Here is a 16,732-nt window from a genome sequence, read left to right as displayed (position 1 = left end):
TGATTTTTAGGCTTGTTTTGGACTCGGATGCCCAAAACAAGCTTTATCGCAAAAACTTAGCTCAGCGTTTTTCTTATCTGGCTAAGCCTGCAGCACAAAAAACACTATTCCTTATTCCACGATTTTTTGTCATAGCCTAAAGAAGTTAAAGCCGCGCGCTCTGCTTCGCTTAATTTAGCCCATGAAGTTTCTTCAGAAGCCGGAGACTCGGATTCAGATCCCCAGATCCTGCCATTCCAGCCTAAAACAGCCCAAAGTTTTTTCTCATCGGCGGACAGATCGTCCCAAGTGAAGTTTCCCCAGAATTCATTGACATCCCCCGTAGGCTTGCGCACGCCTGCTTTGGCTTTGGCAGCGCCTAAATTAGCTTCAGAGGTGGTTATAACGACCTTTTCAACTTCAACGGGCGTAGCCGTTTTCTCAGCTAGTGCGGGCGTAACGGCAACAGCTCCCTCAACAGGTGCAGACGTAGTAGCTTGCGGGTCAATATCTATCCGCTTGCCAGTACCCTCTTCTTCAAGGACGAGGCTGTTGATTTTCCATTGTCCCAATTCTTTTACCGCATCAAAATAGACAGTCCCCTTGCCTTTAGATCCCTCTACGCCAAAAGAAATAGTTGCTTTGCCACTCGGTTCTGAGGTTTCTATGCTCCCGGACGGTAAGCCTGTGGAAAAAGGCTTGCCAATTATTTCCGATGCTTGCCGGCTACTCTCAAATTGGGATTCAGCTAATTTGAAAGCGTCTGAATCTTTCATTGATGACATTATAATAAAAAACAGACCCGCAAAAGCTGCGATAAAAAACAAATAAACAATAGCTGTCCAGTAAGCCCATTTTTTCTGGACGGCCTTGAAGTGTTCAATGCTTTCCCATTCTTTATTTTGCCATGCCCATGCGCTGCCTTTAACACCAAGCACAAAGGGCATGATGAAGTTTACAAAGGGAACAAACATAAGCAAAGCTATGAACGTGTTATTGCCAATGCCCCAAATCCAGTTTAATAAAAAAGCCCCCCAGTTCCATCCGTCAATTTCTGCCGGAACTATTGCTTTTTTGCCTTGGCCTGAAGTGTTTTCCATGATGCTTTCCTGTGATATGAGTCAAATTGCCTAATATATACGATAAATAGTTAAACCAACTTTGAAGCCGACAAGGCAAGCTTTGGACTCCGGGAAATTCAGATGCCGGAGTTCAGGCTTGCCTTGCCATTTACGAATCTAAACCAACCGTCCCCACAAATCGTATTCATCCGCTTCTTCAAGCTCGACATCGACGAAGTCGCCGACTTTAAGATGCGTCGCGCCGTCGATAAAAACCTGTCCGTCGATTTCCGGCGCATCGGCTTTACTTCTTGCCACCGCGCCTTCTTCGACCACTTCATCAATCAACACCGTTTCGATTCGGCCTACCCGTTGCTGCAAACGCGCCGCGCTGATTTCGGCCTGATGCGCCATAAACCGTGCCAAACGTTCCTGTTTGACTTCTTCCGGCACCTGATCGGGCAAATCATTGGCGACCGCGCCTTTTACCGGCGAATAGGCAAAACAGCCGACTCGATCCATTTGCGCTTCGCTCATAAAGTCCAGCAACTGCTCAAATTCCTGCTCGGTTTCGCCGGGAAAGCCGACGATAAAGGTGCTGCGCAAAGTTATGTCAGGACAGATTTCGCGCCATGCTTTAATGCGTTCCAAGTTATTTTCGCCGGCAGCCGGACGCTTCATTAATTTAAGAATGCGGCTGTTTGCATGTTGGAACGGGATGTCCAGATAGGGCAATATTTTGCCTTCAGCCATTAACGGGATCACCTCATCCACATGCGGATACGGATAAACGTAGTGCATCCTGATCCAGATGCCTAAATCCCCCAGCGCTTCGGCTAAATCGTAAAAACGGGTTCTAACCGAACGGCCTTTCCAGTCCCGGCTTTGATACTTCAAGTCCAGACCGTAAGCGCTGGTATCCTGCGAAACCACCAGCAATTCCTTTACTCCGGCATTCGCCAGGCGTTCGGCTTCCAGCATCACATCGTCAACCGGCCTGCTGACCAGGTCGCCGCGCATCGAGGGGATGATGCAGAAGGTACAGCGATGATTGCAGCCCTCGGAAATCTTCAAATAGGCATAATGTCGCGGCGTCAGTTTGATGCCTTGCGGCGGCACCAAGCTGATAAACGGATCATGCGGCGGCGGCAAATGCTCATGCACAGCCGCCACAACTTCTTCCAGAGCATGCGCGCCGGTCACTTTCAAGACTTGCGGATGACGCTCCCTGATTTCGGCTTCCCTGGAACCCAAACAGCCGGTAACGATGACCTTGCCGTTTTGAGCCAGCGCCTCGCCGATGCTGTCCAGCGATTCTTCTACCGCCGCATCAATAAAACCGCAGGTATTCACCACGACCAGATCGGCATCCTGGTAAGTCGGCGAAATGGTGTAACCCTCTGAACGAAGCTTGGTTAGGATTCTTTCGCTATCGACCAGGGCTTTGGGGCAACCCAAACTAATAAAACCAATTTGTGGGGCAGTCATTTAAATCTCAGGTAATGTTAAAGCGTGCTAGTTTATAGGACTGGCTACTCAAATAAAAATTAAAAAGCAATCACCACGAAGGCACGAAGGACACGAAGAAATAAAACTTCGCGTCCTTCGTGCCTTCGTGGTGAATTAAATATTCCAATAGTTGGAGCTATTCCTTAATCGCACTCGGATGACGAATTAGCATCGACAAATCTCCCTTGCTTTTGTTCAGCCAGCCACGCACTTCGATGGTTTTCCCCAAATAGTCGTTAACATTGGGAAATAAATCCAGCCATTTGCTCTCGATACGCGCCTCAAAGGCATCGGAAAATTCCAGATAAATCGATTTCCGGGTCGTGCGAATATTGACCACCTTACCGGCCAGACGCGTCCAGCCCTGATGTCCGGCTTCGGTAAGACTGGCAACCGGTATTACGGCATATTCAGGTCGTCCCCAAATGCCGAGTTTAGCTTGCTCCGCCTGATTCTGCGCCTTAACCAATTCATTGACGTAGTGTAAATCGGGCGGGTAAATACTGACTGCCGCCAAACCCGCGGCAACCAGTTGCAGGTTGATATGTTCCTTTTTTTCGGTGAACAAATGCGCCAGCGTTCTGCCGTATTTATCAGTTTTTTCCGTACCCACTTCCAGGCGGACTTTGGTGTTTTTCAGTTGGTCGGTCAGCCAGCGTTTGGCCTCGTCGCCGCCTGCATCGGCCTGTTTGTCGCGGTGCTGAACCTCCGGCGTATTGATGCCCAAAAAGCGGATTTTACGCCCATCCTCCAGCACCACGGTATCGCCGTCATAAACCGTCTTGACCCGGTAAAAATCATAGCCCGGTTTTATATCGACTATTTTTGCATCTACAACCGGGCGATCGGAAAAATGCTTGCTGCCGTTCGCATCCTGCCATTCGTAGATTTCCGCGTTAGCCCAACCGGGCAAACATAATAATAAAACCAGTAAAATTCTCATGCCCTGCCCTCATCTTTATACTCAGGTGTGTTTAAGTTCGCCATTTCCGCATTAATTTAAGATAAATCACCACGAAGACACGAAGCTCACGAAGAAAAGCTAGAATAAAAACGTCGTGTCCGTTGTATCTCGGCAACTGCTAAGTTACATGGATGTAATGAATGCAGAAAATGCAGGAGCATTTTTCTGCCCTGCGTTGCGCTACCTCCTGCATAATCCACATGGATGTGGTGAATGCAGATATCTGTCCCTGCAGTCGTTCGTGGTGAATTAACCTGATTACATTTCACCGTTTGGTGGATTTAAAGCAACATTAAGCTTTTGCATATCCAGTTCATTTTCCCATTTGGCGGCAACCACGGTGGCGACGCCGTTGCCGATAAGATTGGTCAATGCTCGGGCTTCGGACATGAAACGGTCTATCCCTAAGATAAGCGCAAGCCCCGCGACCGGAATGGTCGGGATGACCGAGAGCGTTGCCGCAAGGGTGACAAAGCCGCTGCCGGTTACGCCCGCGGCACCTTTCGAGGTCAACAGCAGCACCCCGAGCAGAGTCAACTCCTGCATCATGGTCAACGGAGTATTGGTAGCCTGGGCGACGAAAATAGCGGACATGGCAAGATAAATCGAGGTGCCGTCAAGGTTGAATGAATAGCCGGTCGGAATAACCAAACCGACGACCGACTTGGAGCAGCCCATTTTTTCGAGTTTGGTCATGATCCGCGGCAGCACCGATTCCGAGGACGAAGTGCCTAACACGATAAACAGCTCGTCTTTGATATAAACGATGAATTTGATGATGCTGAAACCCGCAAACCTGGCGATCAGCCCGAGCACGATAAAGATAAACAGCAGACAGGTAAGATAAAAGCTGCCCATTAAGCTCGCCAGCGGCACCAGCGAGGCGATGCCGTACTTGCCGATGGTAAATGCCATCGCGCCGAAGGCTCCGATCGGCGCCAGCTTCATAATGGTTTCCACGATGCCGAAAAGTATCTGTGAAACCTTGTTGATAAACCCAACCACTTCCGCCCCCGTCTCTTTCATGGCGGCCAGTGAAAATCCGAACAATAATGAAAACAGCAAGACCTGCAATATATCGCCCTTGGCAAAAGCATCAATTACGCTGGTAGGAATGATGTTAAGCAGGAAATCGACCGTACTTTGCGTTTTTGCCGCAGAGGTATAAGCGGCGAGGCCTTTGGTATCCAGAGTGCTTGCATCGATATTCATGCCTGCGCCGGGTTGGATGGCATGCACCACGACCAGTCCGATGACCAGTGCCAGCGTACTCACAACCTCAAAATAGAGCAGCGCCTTAATGCCGACGCGGCCTACCTTGTCCAGTTCCTGCATACCGGCAATCCCCGTCACCACGGTACAGAAAATGATCGGCGCAATAATCATTTTAATCAGCTTGATAAAACCATCACCGAGCGGCTTCATCGCGACACCGGATTCAGGGTAGAAGTGGCCGAGCGCAATGCCGATGGCAATGGCGGTCAGGACTTGGAAATACAGATGTTGATAGCGTTTTTTGGCTGCGTAAACGGTTTGCACTGATAACCTTCTGTTTGATGAAGTAATATATTTTATAAAATTTAATTTCAGCTTATGGTTAATATGCATTTTTACAGCATTAATCCACTGCATTTATAACGACGGCAACCCAACTTTAAAAAGAACATGCTGATTGTATTCGATATTGCATGTCCAAACGAAATCAGGCTATTTGATTTTCATTTTTGAAGGATGAGCGTGACTCAACTCGAAGACGATTGCATAAATGCGATAACACAAACCGAAGAAGACTGTTATCTGGGCTAGGAGGCTGTCGGATTAATAGAGCGAGCCTCCCCACTTAATCACGATTAAAATTTAAAAAAGTGGTTTATTGGGATTTTTAATGCCCATAGTTCTGTTTTATGGGCAGCTCAATGCTCTTTTTCCTCTCTCACCCTCTTAATACATGCATTCTTTTTAAATTCCAGCCTATACAGACTAAATTCCATTCACTTTGGACGGATTCCAGGCCTCGAAGCTGGAATTGCCTGAATCCCTGGACGTGTTTAATGATGCCAAACACGGTTTCGACAGTAGATTTTCGCTTGCCGTAGAGTGCTTTGCCCGCTTTGGTTGTTAAGCGATGGGTCATGGCCTCAACCGGCGGTAAGGTGCTTTCGCCTATTTCCGGCTGATGCTGAAACCGGGCGTCAAGGGCTTGGTTATGGCTTTGCCGCTTTTGGGCGATGTACGGTTTTATCTTTGCATCAGCACACGCCTTTACATTGGCTTGGCTGAAGTAGCCGGTGTCGGCCAACAGGTTGTCAACACTCCCCAAGCATTCCGGGAGCTGTTCCAGTTTGGCTAAGGCCGGTTCGATTTCTTGTTTGTCGTTGGTGTGTTGGGTGATGTGATGAGCAACGATCAGGTGGGTGGCAATATCAACACTGGCTTGGGCGTTATAGGCTTGTTCAAAACCATTAGGGGTCGGCATGATGCGGGACTCTTCATCGGTCAGGCTGACTTGATCTTTACCTTGAGGCGCATCGGTAGGCGCTTGGGGGGCTTTGCCGCCCATTTTCTTGCCGGTTTCACTCAGGTGTTGTTCACGCTTAGCCTGCTTTTCGTCATACTCGGCCTTTTCTTGCGCGTAACGCGCCTTGGCACGGGCCTGGATTTCCTGTTTGGCTTTGGCAATCACTGCTAAACGGTCTTGGCGGCGTTTGAGTTCCTTGGGTACATCCATGTCTTCTGGAAGCGGGGAATTGTCGGCGGCTTCAGCCAGTTTCATCAAGGTTTCAACTTCCTGTTTGAACTGGGCTTCCAGTTGATTGGCGTAATCCCAGCTCAAGGCTTTATGCTTGCTGGCATTGGCTTTAATCTTGGTGCCGTCCAGGCTCACCGTACCCAGCTTAAGCAGCCCCAAGGTTTGTGCAAGTACCAATATCTCGACAAATAGGCTTTCGATCTCTTTGCCAAAGCGCTTGCGAAAGCTGTTGATGGTGTCGTGATCTGGGTTTTCGTTGGCGCAGATGTATTTAAAGGCCATCGAGTCATGAGTGGCTTTCTCCAGTTTGCGACTGGAAAATACGCCGGTCGCGTAACCGTAGAACAGCAACGCCAACAGCATCGCCGGATGATAGGGGCGCTTTCCTTTGCCCGCATAGACGGCTGATAGCGTCCGTAAATCCAGTTGATCGACAATCTCGACAACAAAACGGGCCATATGATCTTCAGGCAAATAATCCTGAACACACGGGGGCAGAATGTAGGGGGTATCGCGATCAATCAGGATGAATTGGGTAGCCATTTTTGTTTTTTGATTTGGTGTTTCGATAGGGTTATTTTAACACTTTTTGCACTGCTAAATCCGACAGTCTCCTAGAGAAAAAATGAGTTGAATGTAAGATTCAATTTAGGCTATTTATGCTCAGCTTACGGTGAGGTTCATAGCGGCCCCTTTCGGTGAGATGAAACAATGGAGCAAATGCAAGCTGCGTTGAGCCCTGCACTGCATCAGATCAGTTGAGCCTTCTTCTGTACGCTGACGCACAGTACCCGATCTCGTCTGTCCACGTCGCGTTGTGGCCGCGAACAAAAAATTGCGCTTTGTTCGACAGCGTACAGACCCTGCTAAAAATACGGATTATGTTGTCCTGCATTGAAGGTGAAAGATTACTTGATTAACAGTTTGCCGGAGAGAAATGATGACAAGAAAGAACAAACATCAAAACACGCCATGAGCAAGGCCGAAAAAAGTGCACCTGTTCTGAATGGCATCGAACGCCCCAGGGGCAAGCTAACAAAGAAGGAATCATTATGAAAGGTTTTGTGCAAGATATCGAAGATCTCGCTGTCAAGAATGACGAGTTCCGTCGGGTAATTTACACGGCAAAGCACTGCCAGCTAGTCCTCATGGCGTTAAAGCCCAAGGAAGAGATCGGTGCAGAAGTCCACAAGCTCGATCAATTCTTTCGCGTTGAAGAGGGGGCCGGTGAGGCGGTTCTTGATGGCGTCCGGACGGCGATCCGCGCCGGCTTCGCGGTAGTTGTCCCGGCCGGGACGAATCACAACATCATCAATACCGGCAGTGCTCCACTGAAACTCTATACGCTCTATGCGCCGCCGAATCATCGGGACGGCGTCGTCCATCATACCCGAGAGGATGCCGAGGCCGACAACGAGCACTTCGATGGCAAAACGACTGAATAGGAAATTGACTGCGCGCCAAGCTAATATCCGCAAGAACAACATGAATACCAAAACCTGGAAATGGAAACCAAACGGGAAGGTGAAATCCGATAAATCGGAATTAGAATATTGATCTGGAACCCTGAAACGGGCTTTTGTTTTTTACTTTTTCAGGCCTAATAATTCCGAGTGGACTGGAACTGAACTAAATTTATTGTTTTTTAATTTTATGGATCTTTCAACAGGACTTCCTTTTTGGCTGATAAAAAATGGGCTGCCGTACGATTATCCGCTGCGGAGTGGTAATCCTCGGAGGCGGTATCACGGCTGCCATTAATGCCTTTATCTTGGTTGAGGCGGGCCAGATATAAAGGCCATAAAAATGTACGTGCTCAAGTTATTTTCATTTCTAAACAATTTGAAAATCAAAAAAAGTTTTTTAGGATTCAAATCAATCTTTTTCAAAAAATAAGGCGATGATCGGTATGAATAAAGGTTTTCAAATATTTTTAATATGCAAATTTATAATCTTTGTTTCGATTGCTTTTACATTATCAGGTTGCCCACTCACTGTGAACTTGAATGTTTCAACGGACAAACCAATTTCTCTGGTTATTGATAAACCGATCGAGGTGAAACTGGGCGCCGACGTAGCAGTAACCAAGGTGCCGCCAATAAAAGTAGGGATCTCAAAAACAGAAAATAACAAATAACGCACGCTAAGCCGATGGGGACCTGAGTATTTTCCCCATTGGATTCCTGTGATATAGCCTGGAATTTTAAAAGACAAGTTAGTGCATAAATTGTTTAAATTATCAATTGTAAAGGAGAGCCATTATGGCCGACATAAAGCATTCCACTCCACCCCATCCGCCCCAACATCAGGATCGCCAACCTGGACTAAGGTCAAAAACAATCACGTGGCGGTTAATGCCTTCGGCTGGTGTCGTATCGTTCTACATCATGTTGGAATAAGGATTGCAATGGCGAAAAATAATATCCCCCGTCACGTCGGTTTTATTCCCGATGGAAATCGCCGCTGGGCCATCGATCATGGCCTGCCCAAAGAAACCGGATATGCTCATGGAATTAATCCGGGGTTCCTGTTGTACGAGTTATGTAAAGAATACGGGATCAAGGAAGCTTCCATTTACTGCTTTACGCAGGACAACACCAAGCGACCTTCCATTCAGAAACAGGCATTCAGCGAGGCCAGCGTTGCATTCGCTCTTGAGATTGCACGCCGTGGAGCAGCTCTGCTTGTTGTCGGTGATGAGACCTCGACGCAATTCCCAAAGGAGTTAATAAAATTCCGACAACGCCAGGGTGACGGAATAAAGGTCAATCTACTCGTCAATTATGGTTGGGAATGGGATCTGGTCGGCCTTAAAAACGGCGGTCTGCGTTCAGAGGACGTTTCACGTCTGGATTTGATTATACGCTGGGGTGGAGGACGCCGATTGAGCGGTTTTCTCCCGGTACAATCGGTTTATGCAGATTTCTATGTCAGGGATGAATATTGGCCAGATTTTGATCCGCAGCATTTTGAGCAGGCACTCGCCTGGTATAAAAAACAGGATCAGACACTCGGCGGGTAAGATCGTGGACATCCAGTTTTAATATGGGACTTGGGAAATAAAAGTGCGCCTGTTCCGAATGGCATCGAACGCCCTAAGGGGCAATCCAACAAAGAAGGAATCATTATGAAAGGTTTTGTACAAGATATCGAAGATCTCGCTATCAAGAATGACGAGTTCCGTCGGGTAATTTACACGGCAAAGCACTGCCAGCTAGTCCTCATGGCGTTAAAGCCCAAGGAAGAGATCGGTGCGGAAGTCCACAAGCCCGATCAATTCTTTCGAGTTGAGGAGGGGCCGGTGAGGCGGTTCTCGATGGCGTTCGGACGGCGATCCGCGCCGGCTTCGCGGTAGTTGTCCCGGCCGGGACGAAGCACAATATCATCAATACCGGCAGTGTTCCACTGAAACTCTATACGCTCTATGCGCCGCCGAATCATCGGGACGGTGTAGTCCATCATACCCGAGAGGATGCCGAGGCCGACAACGAGCACTTCGATGGCAAAACGACTGAATAGGAAATTGACTGCGCGCCAAGCTAATATCCGCAAGAACAACATGAATACCAAAACCTGGAAATGGAAACCAAACGGGAAGGTAAAATCCGATAAATCGGAATTAGAATATTTACCTGGAACCCTGAAACGGGCTTTTGTTTTTTACTTTCCCAGGCCCAATAATTTCGAGTGGACTGGAAGTGAACTAAATTTACTATTTTTTGATTTTATGGATCTTTCAACAGGACTTCCTTTTTGGTTAGTAAAAAATGGGCTACCGTACGATTATCCGCAATTAAATAAACATATTAATTGCGACGTGGTAATCCTTGGAGGCGGTATTACTGCTGCTATAAATGCCTTTATCTTGATTGAGGCTGATATTCCCTGTGTTCTGATAGAAAAAAGGAGCATCGGTCTTGGCAGTACCATTGCCACGACCGCTCTCCTGCAATACCAGATCGATACGCCATTAAGCAAATTAATTGAATTAAGGGGCGAAGAACATGCAAGGAAGGCGTATTTACTATGCGCGGAGTCGATTGAGACTTTAGCCAATATCAGTGAAAAAGTGGGATATCACGATTTTGAAAGAAAAAGCAGCTTATATTTTGCATCCTATAAAAAAGATGTAGATATGCTCAAAAAAGAATACGAACTGCATAAATCGCTAGGTCTCGATATAAAATACTGGGATGAAAATAAAGTTAAAGAAAAAATGGGCTTTTCCGCTCCGGCAGCACTTTATAGTGATCATTCCGCGCAAATCGATGCATATAAGTTATGCCACCTCATTTTTCAGTACTGTATCAAGAAAGGACTGAAGGTATACGATCGGTCAGAGATGGTCGATATAATACATAGCAAAAGCGGTGTTGCCATGAAGTCCATCCAAGGCCATAAAGTCAATTGTAAGAAGTTGATTTATGCCGCAGGTTTTGAAGTGGTTGACTTAATCGATAAAAAAATAGTTCAGTTACAGAGTACCTGGGCCATTGTTAGTCAGCAAATAGAACACAAAAAAGAATTTTGGCACCAAAACTGTCTGATCTGGGAATCGAAAGAAGCGTACCTATATATACGAACAACAGCAGATAACCGGATTATGCTGGGGGGGCGGGATGAAGAAACCAATAATCCCAAGGTCAGGCAAGGTAAACTGGAGTTAAAAACGCAGCAATTAGCGGACGATTTTGCCCAACTGTTTCCTAACCTCCGTTTCCGGCCTGAATTTTCGTGGGCTGGCACTTTTGGAGTCACTAAGGATGGTCTTCCTTATATCGGGCATTATGAACCAAAACCTAATGGTTTATTTTCCCTGGGTTTTGGTGGCAATGGCATAACATTTTCGGTAATTGCCGCGGAAATAATCAGGGACATCTTATTGGAAAAAGCCAATCCCAACGAAGCAATATTCGCGCTTGATAGATAAATTGTTTAAGCCAATTTTCTTGAAGCTAACGGCTTTGCGGTAAAAATTGCTCTCATTTTCAGCGGCTCAGTGGTCAATGAAATATATGCCCTCTAACGGGTGGTTTGTCTGTGAGTTTTTACAAGATCTGGGTCCGGGTTCAGACAGTCAATTTCAGATTCAATTGAGACTGAAATTTGAAGGCGTTAGCTCCAGCTTGAACCAATACTCCTCAAGTACCTAAATCAATGAGGAGCGTCAATTATCACTAGCAGTTATTTAAACTCACAGGAGGATAATATGGCCGATAAAGACGAGATGGCGCATTATGACGGCCCGGCCGGCGGCTGGGGGGCACTGAAGGGTATTGCCAGTATTTTCGGCAAGGAATGGAACAAGCCCAGTGTTATCGCTACGCTGATGCGTCAGAACAAGCCGGATGGCTTTGCGTGCATATCCTGTGCCTGGCCGAAACCGACCGATCATCATCCCTTCGAATTTTGCGAAAATGGTGCAAAAGCTACTTTATGGGAATTGACGACGCCTCGCTGTGAACCTGAATTTTTCGCCAAACACAGTGTAAGCGAACTTAAAAGCTGGCCGGATTACGATCTGGAACAACAGGGCCGCCTTACTCACCCGATGCGGCACGACCCGGAAACACCGACCATTATGGACCAGTCAGCTGGGAAGACGCGTTTGAGGCCATCGGCGCTGAGCTGAAACGGCTAGATCCCAAATCAGTCATTTTCTATGCCAGCGGCCGGGCCGGGCTGGAATGTTCCTATCTCTTTGCCCTGTTTGCGCGGCTATACGGCCACAACAATCTGCCCGACAGTTCCAACATGTGCCATGAAACGACATCGGTGGGCCTCAAAAAAGTTATTGGATCGCCGGTGGGTACCGTGATCTGGGACGATCTTCAGGAGACCGAAGCTTTTTTCTTTTTCGGCCAGAATACCGGTTGCAACTCGCCACGTTTCCTACATCCTTTGCAGGACGCCGTAAAACGAGGGGCCAAGATCGTGACATTCAATCCGGTGCGCGAACGCGGCCTCGAAACCTTTGTCAATCCTCAAAATGTGGCGGAGATGCTGACAGACCAAGGCACCGAAATGAGCTGCCAATATCATCAGGTCCGCAATGGCGGTGATATTGCTGCTATTACCGGCATGTGCAAACATATCTTCGATGGGGACGATGCGGCGCAAAAGGACAGCAAACGCGTACTCGACGTTGATTTCATCGCGCAGCACACGCACGGGTTCGAGAAATTCGAGCAGAGGGTCCGCTCGACCAACTGGGAAGATGTTGAGCAGGAATCCGGCCTGACGCGGCAGGCGCTGAAAGATGCCGCCGACGTCTATATCAGTTGCGACAAGGTGATCGGCGTCTATGGCATGGGCCTGACCCAGCATAAATATGGTGCGGACAATATCGGCATGTTCGTCAATTTCCTGTTGTTGCGCGGCAATATCGGACGTCCCGGCACGGGTGCCTGCCCGGTGCGCGGCCACAGCAATGTGCAGGGTCAGCGCACCGTCGGCATTTCTGAAAAGCCCGAGCTGGTGCCGTTGGACAGGCTTGCCGAAATGTTCGGTTTCGATCCGCCGCGCGATAAAGGCAGGAATACGGTGGAGGCCTGCGAGGGAATGAAGGTCGGCAAAGTCAAGGGCTTTATCAGTCTGGGCGGCAATTTCGTGCGTGCCATTCCTGATCGCGAGATCATGGAACAGGCATGGGAAAGCCTGGAACTGGACGTGCAGATCGCGACCAAGCTTAACCGTAGCCATCTTATCAATGGACGGAGCGCATGGCTCCTTCCCTGCCTTGGCCGGATTGAGGAAGATTTGCAGGAAAGCGGGCGTCAGTCCATCTGCGTCGAGGACAGTTTCAGTTGCATTCACGGATCGACAGGCTTGGAGAAACCGGCAAGCGAGCATCTGAAGTCTGAACTCGCCATAGTCGCTGGCCTGGCCAAGGCGACGCTGCTCCCCAACCCCAAAGTGAAATGGGACGAATGGACGGGCGACTACAGCAAGGTGCGCGATCTTATTGCCAAAACCTATCCCAACGAATTTTACGATTTCAACGCAAGGATGTTTCAGCCTGGGGGTTTCTGGCGTGGCAATTCGGCGCATGAACGTATCTGGAAAACTCAGAGCGGCAAGGCTGAGTTTACCTCACCCGAACGGCTGTCGTCTTTCGGCTTCGAGGATCGTCAGGGCCGTTATCGCCTGCTCACCATGCGATCGAATGATCAATTCAACACCACCATTTACGGCTTCAGCGACCGACTACGCGGGTTAGAAGGCCCCCGTGAGGTTCTCCTGATCCACCCCGACGACATGAAAAAGGCGGGGCTGGAACAGGGCCAACGGGTGTCGCTCATCGGCGATGCGGATGACGGCATCGATCGCCGTGTCGACGGGTTGACGGTGACGCCGTTTAATATGCCGCCGGGCTGCATCGGCGGCTATTATCCGGAAATGAACCCGCTCGTCCCGCTTGACCATCATGATCAGCTGTCAAAAACCCCTGCCTACAAATCCGTGCCGGTGCGGATTGTGAGCCAAAGGCGAGCGACAGGGATAATGCTTCGTAGCACTGGGGACCGGTACCATATTGAGTATGAGTGGTATGGGCGCACTAAGCCTTTTAAGCCCGAAGTTTTGGAAGGGTAAAAGCTTGTTAGTTTAGGTCTTTTTACAATTTGTGGGGTAACGGGGGAAACCGATATTTTGACCGCGCGGAATATATATTGTCCGGTCCAGTCAATAGGTAAGTCTTTCTGGCCCCGGGTTGGATATGTCCTCCGTTGAATAAATGCCGCCCTCGTCTGACGATGGTTTTTTTACTTGGCTTTAGGTTGATATGGAAGTAAGTTGATCGTGCGGGCGCAGGCTGCCAAACCGCAAAGCAAACTGGCGGGTAAACTCGGCCCCAAAAAAGAAGATCTGCGCGGAATAATAGACCCAGAGTAACAGGGCGATTACTGATCCGGCTGCGCCAAAACTGGAGGTTACGCCGCTGTTACCCAGGTAAACACCAATGCCGTATTTGCCAAGACTGAACAAAAGGGCCGTAAACAGCGCACCGAACCAGGCATCCTGCCAAGCCAGCGGTGCCTCCGGCAGCATTTTATAAATCACCGCAAACAAGCTGGCAATGACCCCAAAGGAAATCAACGATACCAATGGAGACAGCACCAGGGCAGCCAAACTCCAGAGCCCGCCGAAGACATACTGTTGAAGCACCGCCAGAGCGGCGCTGATGACCAGCGAAACCAGTAATAAAAACGCTAAAACCAGCACTAGGCCAAAACACAAAACCCGGGTTTTTAATAGTACGCTGAGAGAGGAGGCTTGAGGTTTATCGGTACCCCACATTTCATCGAGGCTATCCTTTAATTCAACAAATACGCTGGTGGCCCCCAGCAGCAGTAGGAGCGTGGCAATGGCCGAGGCGACGATCCCAGACTCGGAGTTGCGCGCGGCGGCCAGCACGGCATTGATAGCTTGGGCGCCATTGGGCCCTACCAACGCTTGCATCTGCACAGTGATTTCCCCTTGCGCCGCCTCTGCACCAAAAAAATAGCCAGCCACGGCAATGGTCAACACCAGGATGGGGGTCATGGAAAACAGGGTATAAAAAGCCACGGCAGCTCCTTTACTGGCAGCACGATGGGCCAGCCAGGCGGTCAGCGATGGGGACAGCAGTACGTATCCGCAACGCAGGCCCTTGAGTACGGCTGAAACAGCCTGTTTTAATGAAAGCTCCTTGAAAAAATCGGTTAAGTTCACAAGCATGAGGCTTTACCGCCTGGCATCGGCCGAGGCCGCTCGCCAGTAATGGCCGGCACCCCCATTACTGGCGAGCGATGCGGAACGAATCCTGCTGCTGGTGCCGGTCTGCCTGGGCGCATCATCGGGACCGAAGACCAAGCCGAGGAGACGTTCTGAGCCAAGGTCAACAAGTTAAGCGCCTCTTCTAGGGGTGTGGGCGTTTTGGCTTGGGTTTCGGGCTTGCCGACAGGAATTTGGGGCCGCTGCGACCGCATTAGCTTGCCAGTCATAAAGCTGGCTACTTTATCTCGTCCCGCATCTTGTCGACCAAGCGCCACGGCGATGCTTAACGAGGTCACTGGTTTGTCATGCACATAGGTGCGGCAATTTTCGAGAAATCGCTCTTCCATGTGTTTCATTTGTTGGCCTTTTTTACACAAGATATCTGCGGCGGTTTTGGAAAGATGTTCTGCGGTTGCGGTCATGAGAGATTCATCATACGTAAGCGTGTTAAATAAAGATCAGTCATTCACCCAGTCAGATTCGCTAAATGCCCCAGGGCGTGGACAATATGGCTGCAAATTATATAGAGTAAAATAGTTTTAGTCAGTTCGGTAACGCACGCACAGGGAAGCTATCGCAAATATCTAAAGTAAAGTGGACCCCACACTCCAGACAAAAAATACCTTAATTTAAGATAGAGCCCTGTTCACACTCCAGCTGAATGGCGCTGTCCCAGTTTTGCGGCACGAGGTCTGATATTTCAGCCGTACCGTTAAATTTATCCACAATCTTTGCCCCGCCGCCTCTAGCCGTTTTATAGACTTCATCCGGCGTTTTGTAATCCAGCGCTTGATGCCAACGTTCCTGGTTATAGAATTGGAAGTACTGCGTCAATCCCATCAACAAGTCCGGCATGTTGCTGTGCTGCTTTAAATACACTTCTTCATATTTCATCGTTCGCCACAGCCGCTCGACAAAGATATTATCCAATGCTCGGCCTCGTCCATCCATACTGATCGTGATGCTGTTGTTGAGCAACACGCCGGTAAAGGCGTCGCTGGTGAATTGCGAGCCTTGGTCGGAATTGAAAATGGCCGGTTGAAGTGGCTACACTAAACCGGACACACAATCTAAAATAATCTGAAAATAGAGAGTGTGTCGAAAATGGATCAAGAAAAACAAAAAGTAAAAATATATAGCGCCGAATTTAGAGAATCCTCGGTGAAGCTGGCGATAGGTTCTGATAAGCCGATTACCCAAACAGCCAGGGATTTAGGAGTCAATGCCAATACGCTCCATACCTGGATCAACAAATATAGCCAGCCGAAGGAGTACAGCAAAACCGTGCGAACCGATGAGCATCTATACGAAGAATTGAAGCGGCTGAAGAAGGAAAACGCCCGATTAATAGAGGAACGTGACCTGTTAAAAAAGCAGCGGCGTACTTTGCCAAGGAGCAACGGTCGACTGCATGGATGCAGGAGGTAGAGCAACGCAGGAGCAGTTGCCGAGAAGTACGCCTGGGTCAAACAACATGAGAGCGAATTTTCGGTTAAATCGATGTGCCGGTTCATGAGCGTTTCTCGTAGCGCTTACTAGGCTTGGCAGGAGCGCCCTCAGACAGCCATTGAAAAAGACGATGCCGAGCTGGTTGAGGTCATAAAGACCCTGTTCCAGAAGAGTCGGAAAACTACGGTACGCGTCGCCTCAAGGAGGCCTTAATCAACCGGGATCGGCAGGTCAGTCGACGTCGTATCGGCCGGTTAATGGCTG

15 protein-coding genes and 2 pseudogenes are annotated in these 16,732 nt (G+C 48.9%); 8 read left to right on the top strand and 9 right to left on the bottom strand.

Annotation, left to right across the window (positions count from 1 at the left end; genetic code table 11):
• Positions 1 to 104: 104 nt before the first annotated feature.
• The 5 genes from METTU_RS21975 to METTU_RS00055 form a co-directional block, all read right to left on the bottom strand.
• Positions 105 to 1,079 (bottom strand): cytochrome c oxidase assembly factor Coa1 family protein, encoded by a 975-nt coding sequence (locus tag METTU_RS21975; protein ID WP_006889242.1) that lies wholly within the window; start codon positions 1,077 to 1,079, stop codon positions 105 to 107.
• 138 nt (positions 1,080 to 1,217) lie between these two features.
• On the bottom strand, positions 1,218 to 2,528 hold the full coding sequence (gene rimO, locus METTU_RS00070; protein WP_006889241.1) for a 30S ribosomal protein S12 methylthiotransferase RimO: 1,311 nt from the start codon (positions 2,526 to 2,528) through the stop codon (positions 1,218 to 1,220).
• A 157-nt stretch (positions 2,529 to 2,685) separates the two neighbouring features.
• Positions 2,686 to 3,492 carry a thermonuclease family protein gene (locus tag METTU_RS00065; RefSeq protein ID WP_006889240.1) on the bottom strand — a complete coding sequence of 269 codons (807 nt, stop codon included), beginning with the start codon at positions 3,490 to 3,492 and terminating at the stop codon, positions 2,686 to 2,688.
• A 279-nt stretch (positions 3,493 to 3,771) separates the two neighbouring features.
• Entirely contained in the window at positions 3,772 to 5,052 is a 1,281-nt protein-coding gene (locus tag METTU_RS00060) for a dicarboxylate/amino acid:cation symporter (RefSeq protein ID WP_006889239.1), read from the bottom strand.
• 394 nt (positions 5,053 to 5,446) lie between these two features.
• Complete coding sequence (locus METTU_RS00055) at positions 5,447 to 6,805, bottom strand: IS1182 family transposase (RefSeq protein WP_006889238.1); 1,359 nt, start codon at positions 6,803 to 6,805, stop codon at positions 5,447 to 5,449.
• Between the two features lie 369 nt (positions 6,806 to 7,174).
• On the opposite strand from METTU_RS00055, the gene METTU_RS23910 reads away from it, so the two are divergent.
• From METTU_RS23910 to METTU_RS00040, 4 genes are all read left to right on the top strand, one after another.
• Positions 7,175 to 7,318, top strand: a complete 144-nt coding sequence (locus METTU_RS23910) for a hypothetical protein (RefSeq protein ID WP_217182737.1) — start codon at positions 7,175 to 7,177, stop codon at positions 7,316 to 7,318.
• Positions 7,315 to 7,707 (top strand): cupin domain-containing protein, encoded by a 393-nt coding sequence (locus tag METTU_RS00050; protein ID WP_006889237.1) that lies wholly within the window; start codon positions 7,315 to 7,317, stop codon positions 7,705 to 7,707. The genes METTU_RS23910 and METTU_RS00050 overlap by 4 nt, the downstream gene beginning before the upstream one ends.
• Before the next feature lie 464 nt (positions 7,708 to 8,171).
• Positions 8,172 to 8,399, top strand: a complete 228-nt coding sequence (locus tag METTU_RS00045; protein WP_006889236.1) for a hypothetical protein — start codon at positions 8,172 to 8,174, stop codon at positions 8,397 to 8,399.
• 90 nt (positions 8,400 to 8,489) lie between these two features.
• Positions 8,490 to 9,284 (top strand): undecaprenyl diphosphate synthase family protein, encoded by a 795-nt coding sequence (locus METTU_RS00040; protein WP_217182735.1) that lies wholly within the window; start codon positions 8,490 to 8,492, stop codon positions 9,282 to 9,284.
• A gap of 251 nt (positions 9,285 to 9,535) precedes the next feature.
• Here the strand turns inward: METTU_RS00040 and METTU_RS25015 are convergent, their stop codons facing one another.
• A complete protein-coding gene (locus METTU_RS25015) occupies positions 9,536 to 9,823 on the bottom strand; it encodes a hypothetical protein (protein WP_436969927.1) in 288 nt (95 codons plus the stop codon).
• On the opposite strand from METTU_RS25015, the gene METTU_RS00030 reads away from it, so the two are divergent.
• From METTU_RS00030 to METTU_RS00025, 3 genes are all read left to right on the top strand, one after another.
• The gene (locus METTU_RS00030) at positions 9,822 to 11,192 is read left to right on the top strand and encodes an NAD(P)/FAD-dependent oxidoreductase (protein WP_169624833.1); all 1,371 of its coding nucleotides are present in this window, start codon (positions 9,822 to 9,824) and stop codon (positions 11,190 to 11,192) included. The genes METTU_RS25015 and METTU_RS00030 overlap by 2 nt on opposite strands.
• Positions 11,193 to 11,471: 279 nt before the next feature.
• Positions 11,472 to 11,894, top strand: a complete 423-nt coding sequence (locus tag METTU_RS24190; RefSeq protein ID WP_254257785.1) for a hypothetical protein — start codon at positions 11,472 to 11,474, stop codon at positions 11,892 to 11,894.
• Positions 11,879 to 13,855, top strand: a complete 1,977-nt coding sequence (locus METTU_RS00025; RefSeq protein ID WP_254257922.1) for an FdhF/YdeP family oxidoreductase — start codon at positions 11,879 to 11,881, stop codon at positions 13,853 to 13,855. The genes METTU_RS24190 and METTU_RS00025 overlap by 16 nt, the downstream gene beginning before the upstream one ends.
• 180 nt (positions 13,856 to 14,035) lie before the next feature.
• Here METTU_RS00025 and METTU_RS00020 read toward each other — a convergent pair whose 3' ends face one another.
• From METTU_RS00020 to METTU_RS24185, 3 genes and pseudogenes are all read right to left on the bottom strand, one after another.
• On the bottom strand, positions 14,036 to 14,980 hold the full coding sequence (locus METTU_RS00020; RefSeq protein WP_006889230.1) for a YihY/virulence factor BrkB family protein: 945 nt from the start codon (positions 14,978 to 14,980) through the stop codon (positions 14,036 to 14,038).
• Positions 14,971 to 15,441 (bottom strand): hypothetical protein, encoded by a 471-nt coding sequence (locus tag METTU_RS00015; RefSeq protein ID WP_006889229.1) that lies wholly within the window; start codon positions 15,439 to 15,441, stop codon positions 14,971 to 14,973. The genes METTU_RS00020 and METTU_RS00015 overlap by 10 nt, the downstream gene beginning before the upstream one ends.
• 292 nt (positions 15,442 to 15,733) lie before the next feature.
• Positions 15,734 to 16,060, bottom strand: a pseudogene (locus METTU_RS24185) (transposase); the annotation flags it as partial.
• 63 nt (positions 16,061 to 16,123) lie between these two features.
• On the opposite strand from METTU_RS24185, the pseudogene METTU_RS25010 reads away from it, so the two are divergent.
• Positions 16,124 to 16,732, top strand: a pseudogene (locus METTU_RS25010) (transposase); the annotation flags it as partial.

The organism is Methylobacter tundripaludum SV96, from assembly GCF_000190755.2.
Classification (GTDB): Bacteria; Pseudomonadota; Gammaproteobacteria; order Methylococcales; family Methylomonadaceae; genus Methylobacter_A; species Methylobacter_A tundripaludum.
This window is presented reverse-complemented; position numbering and strand designations above follow the sequence as displayed.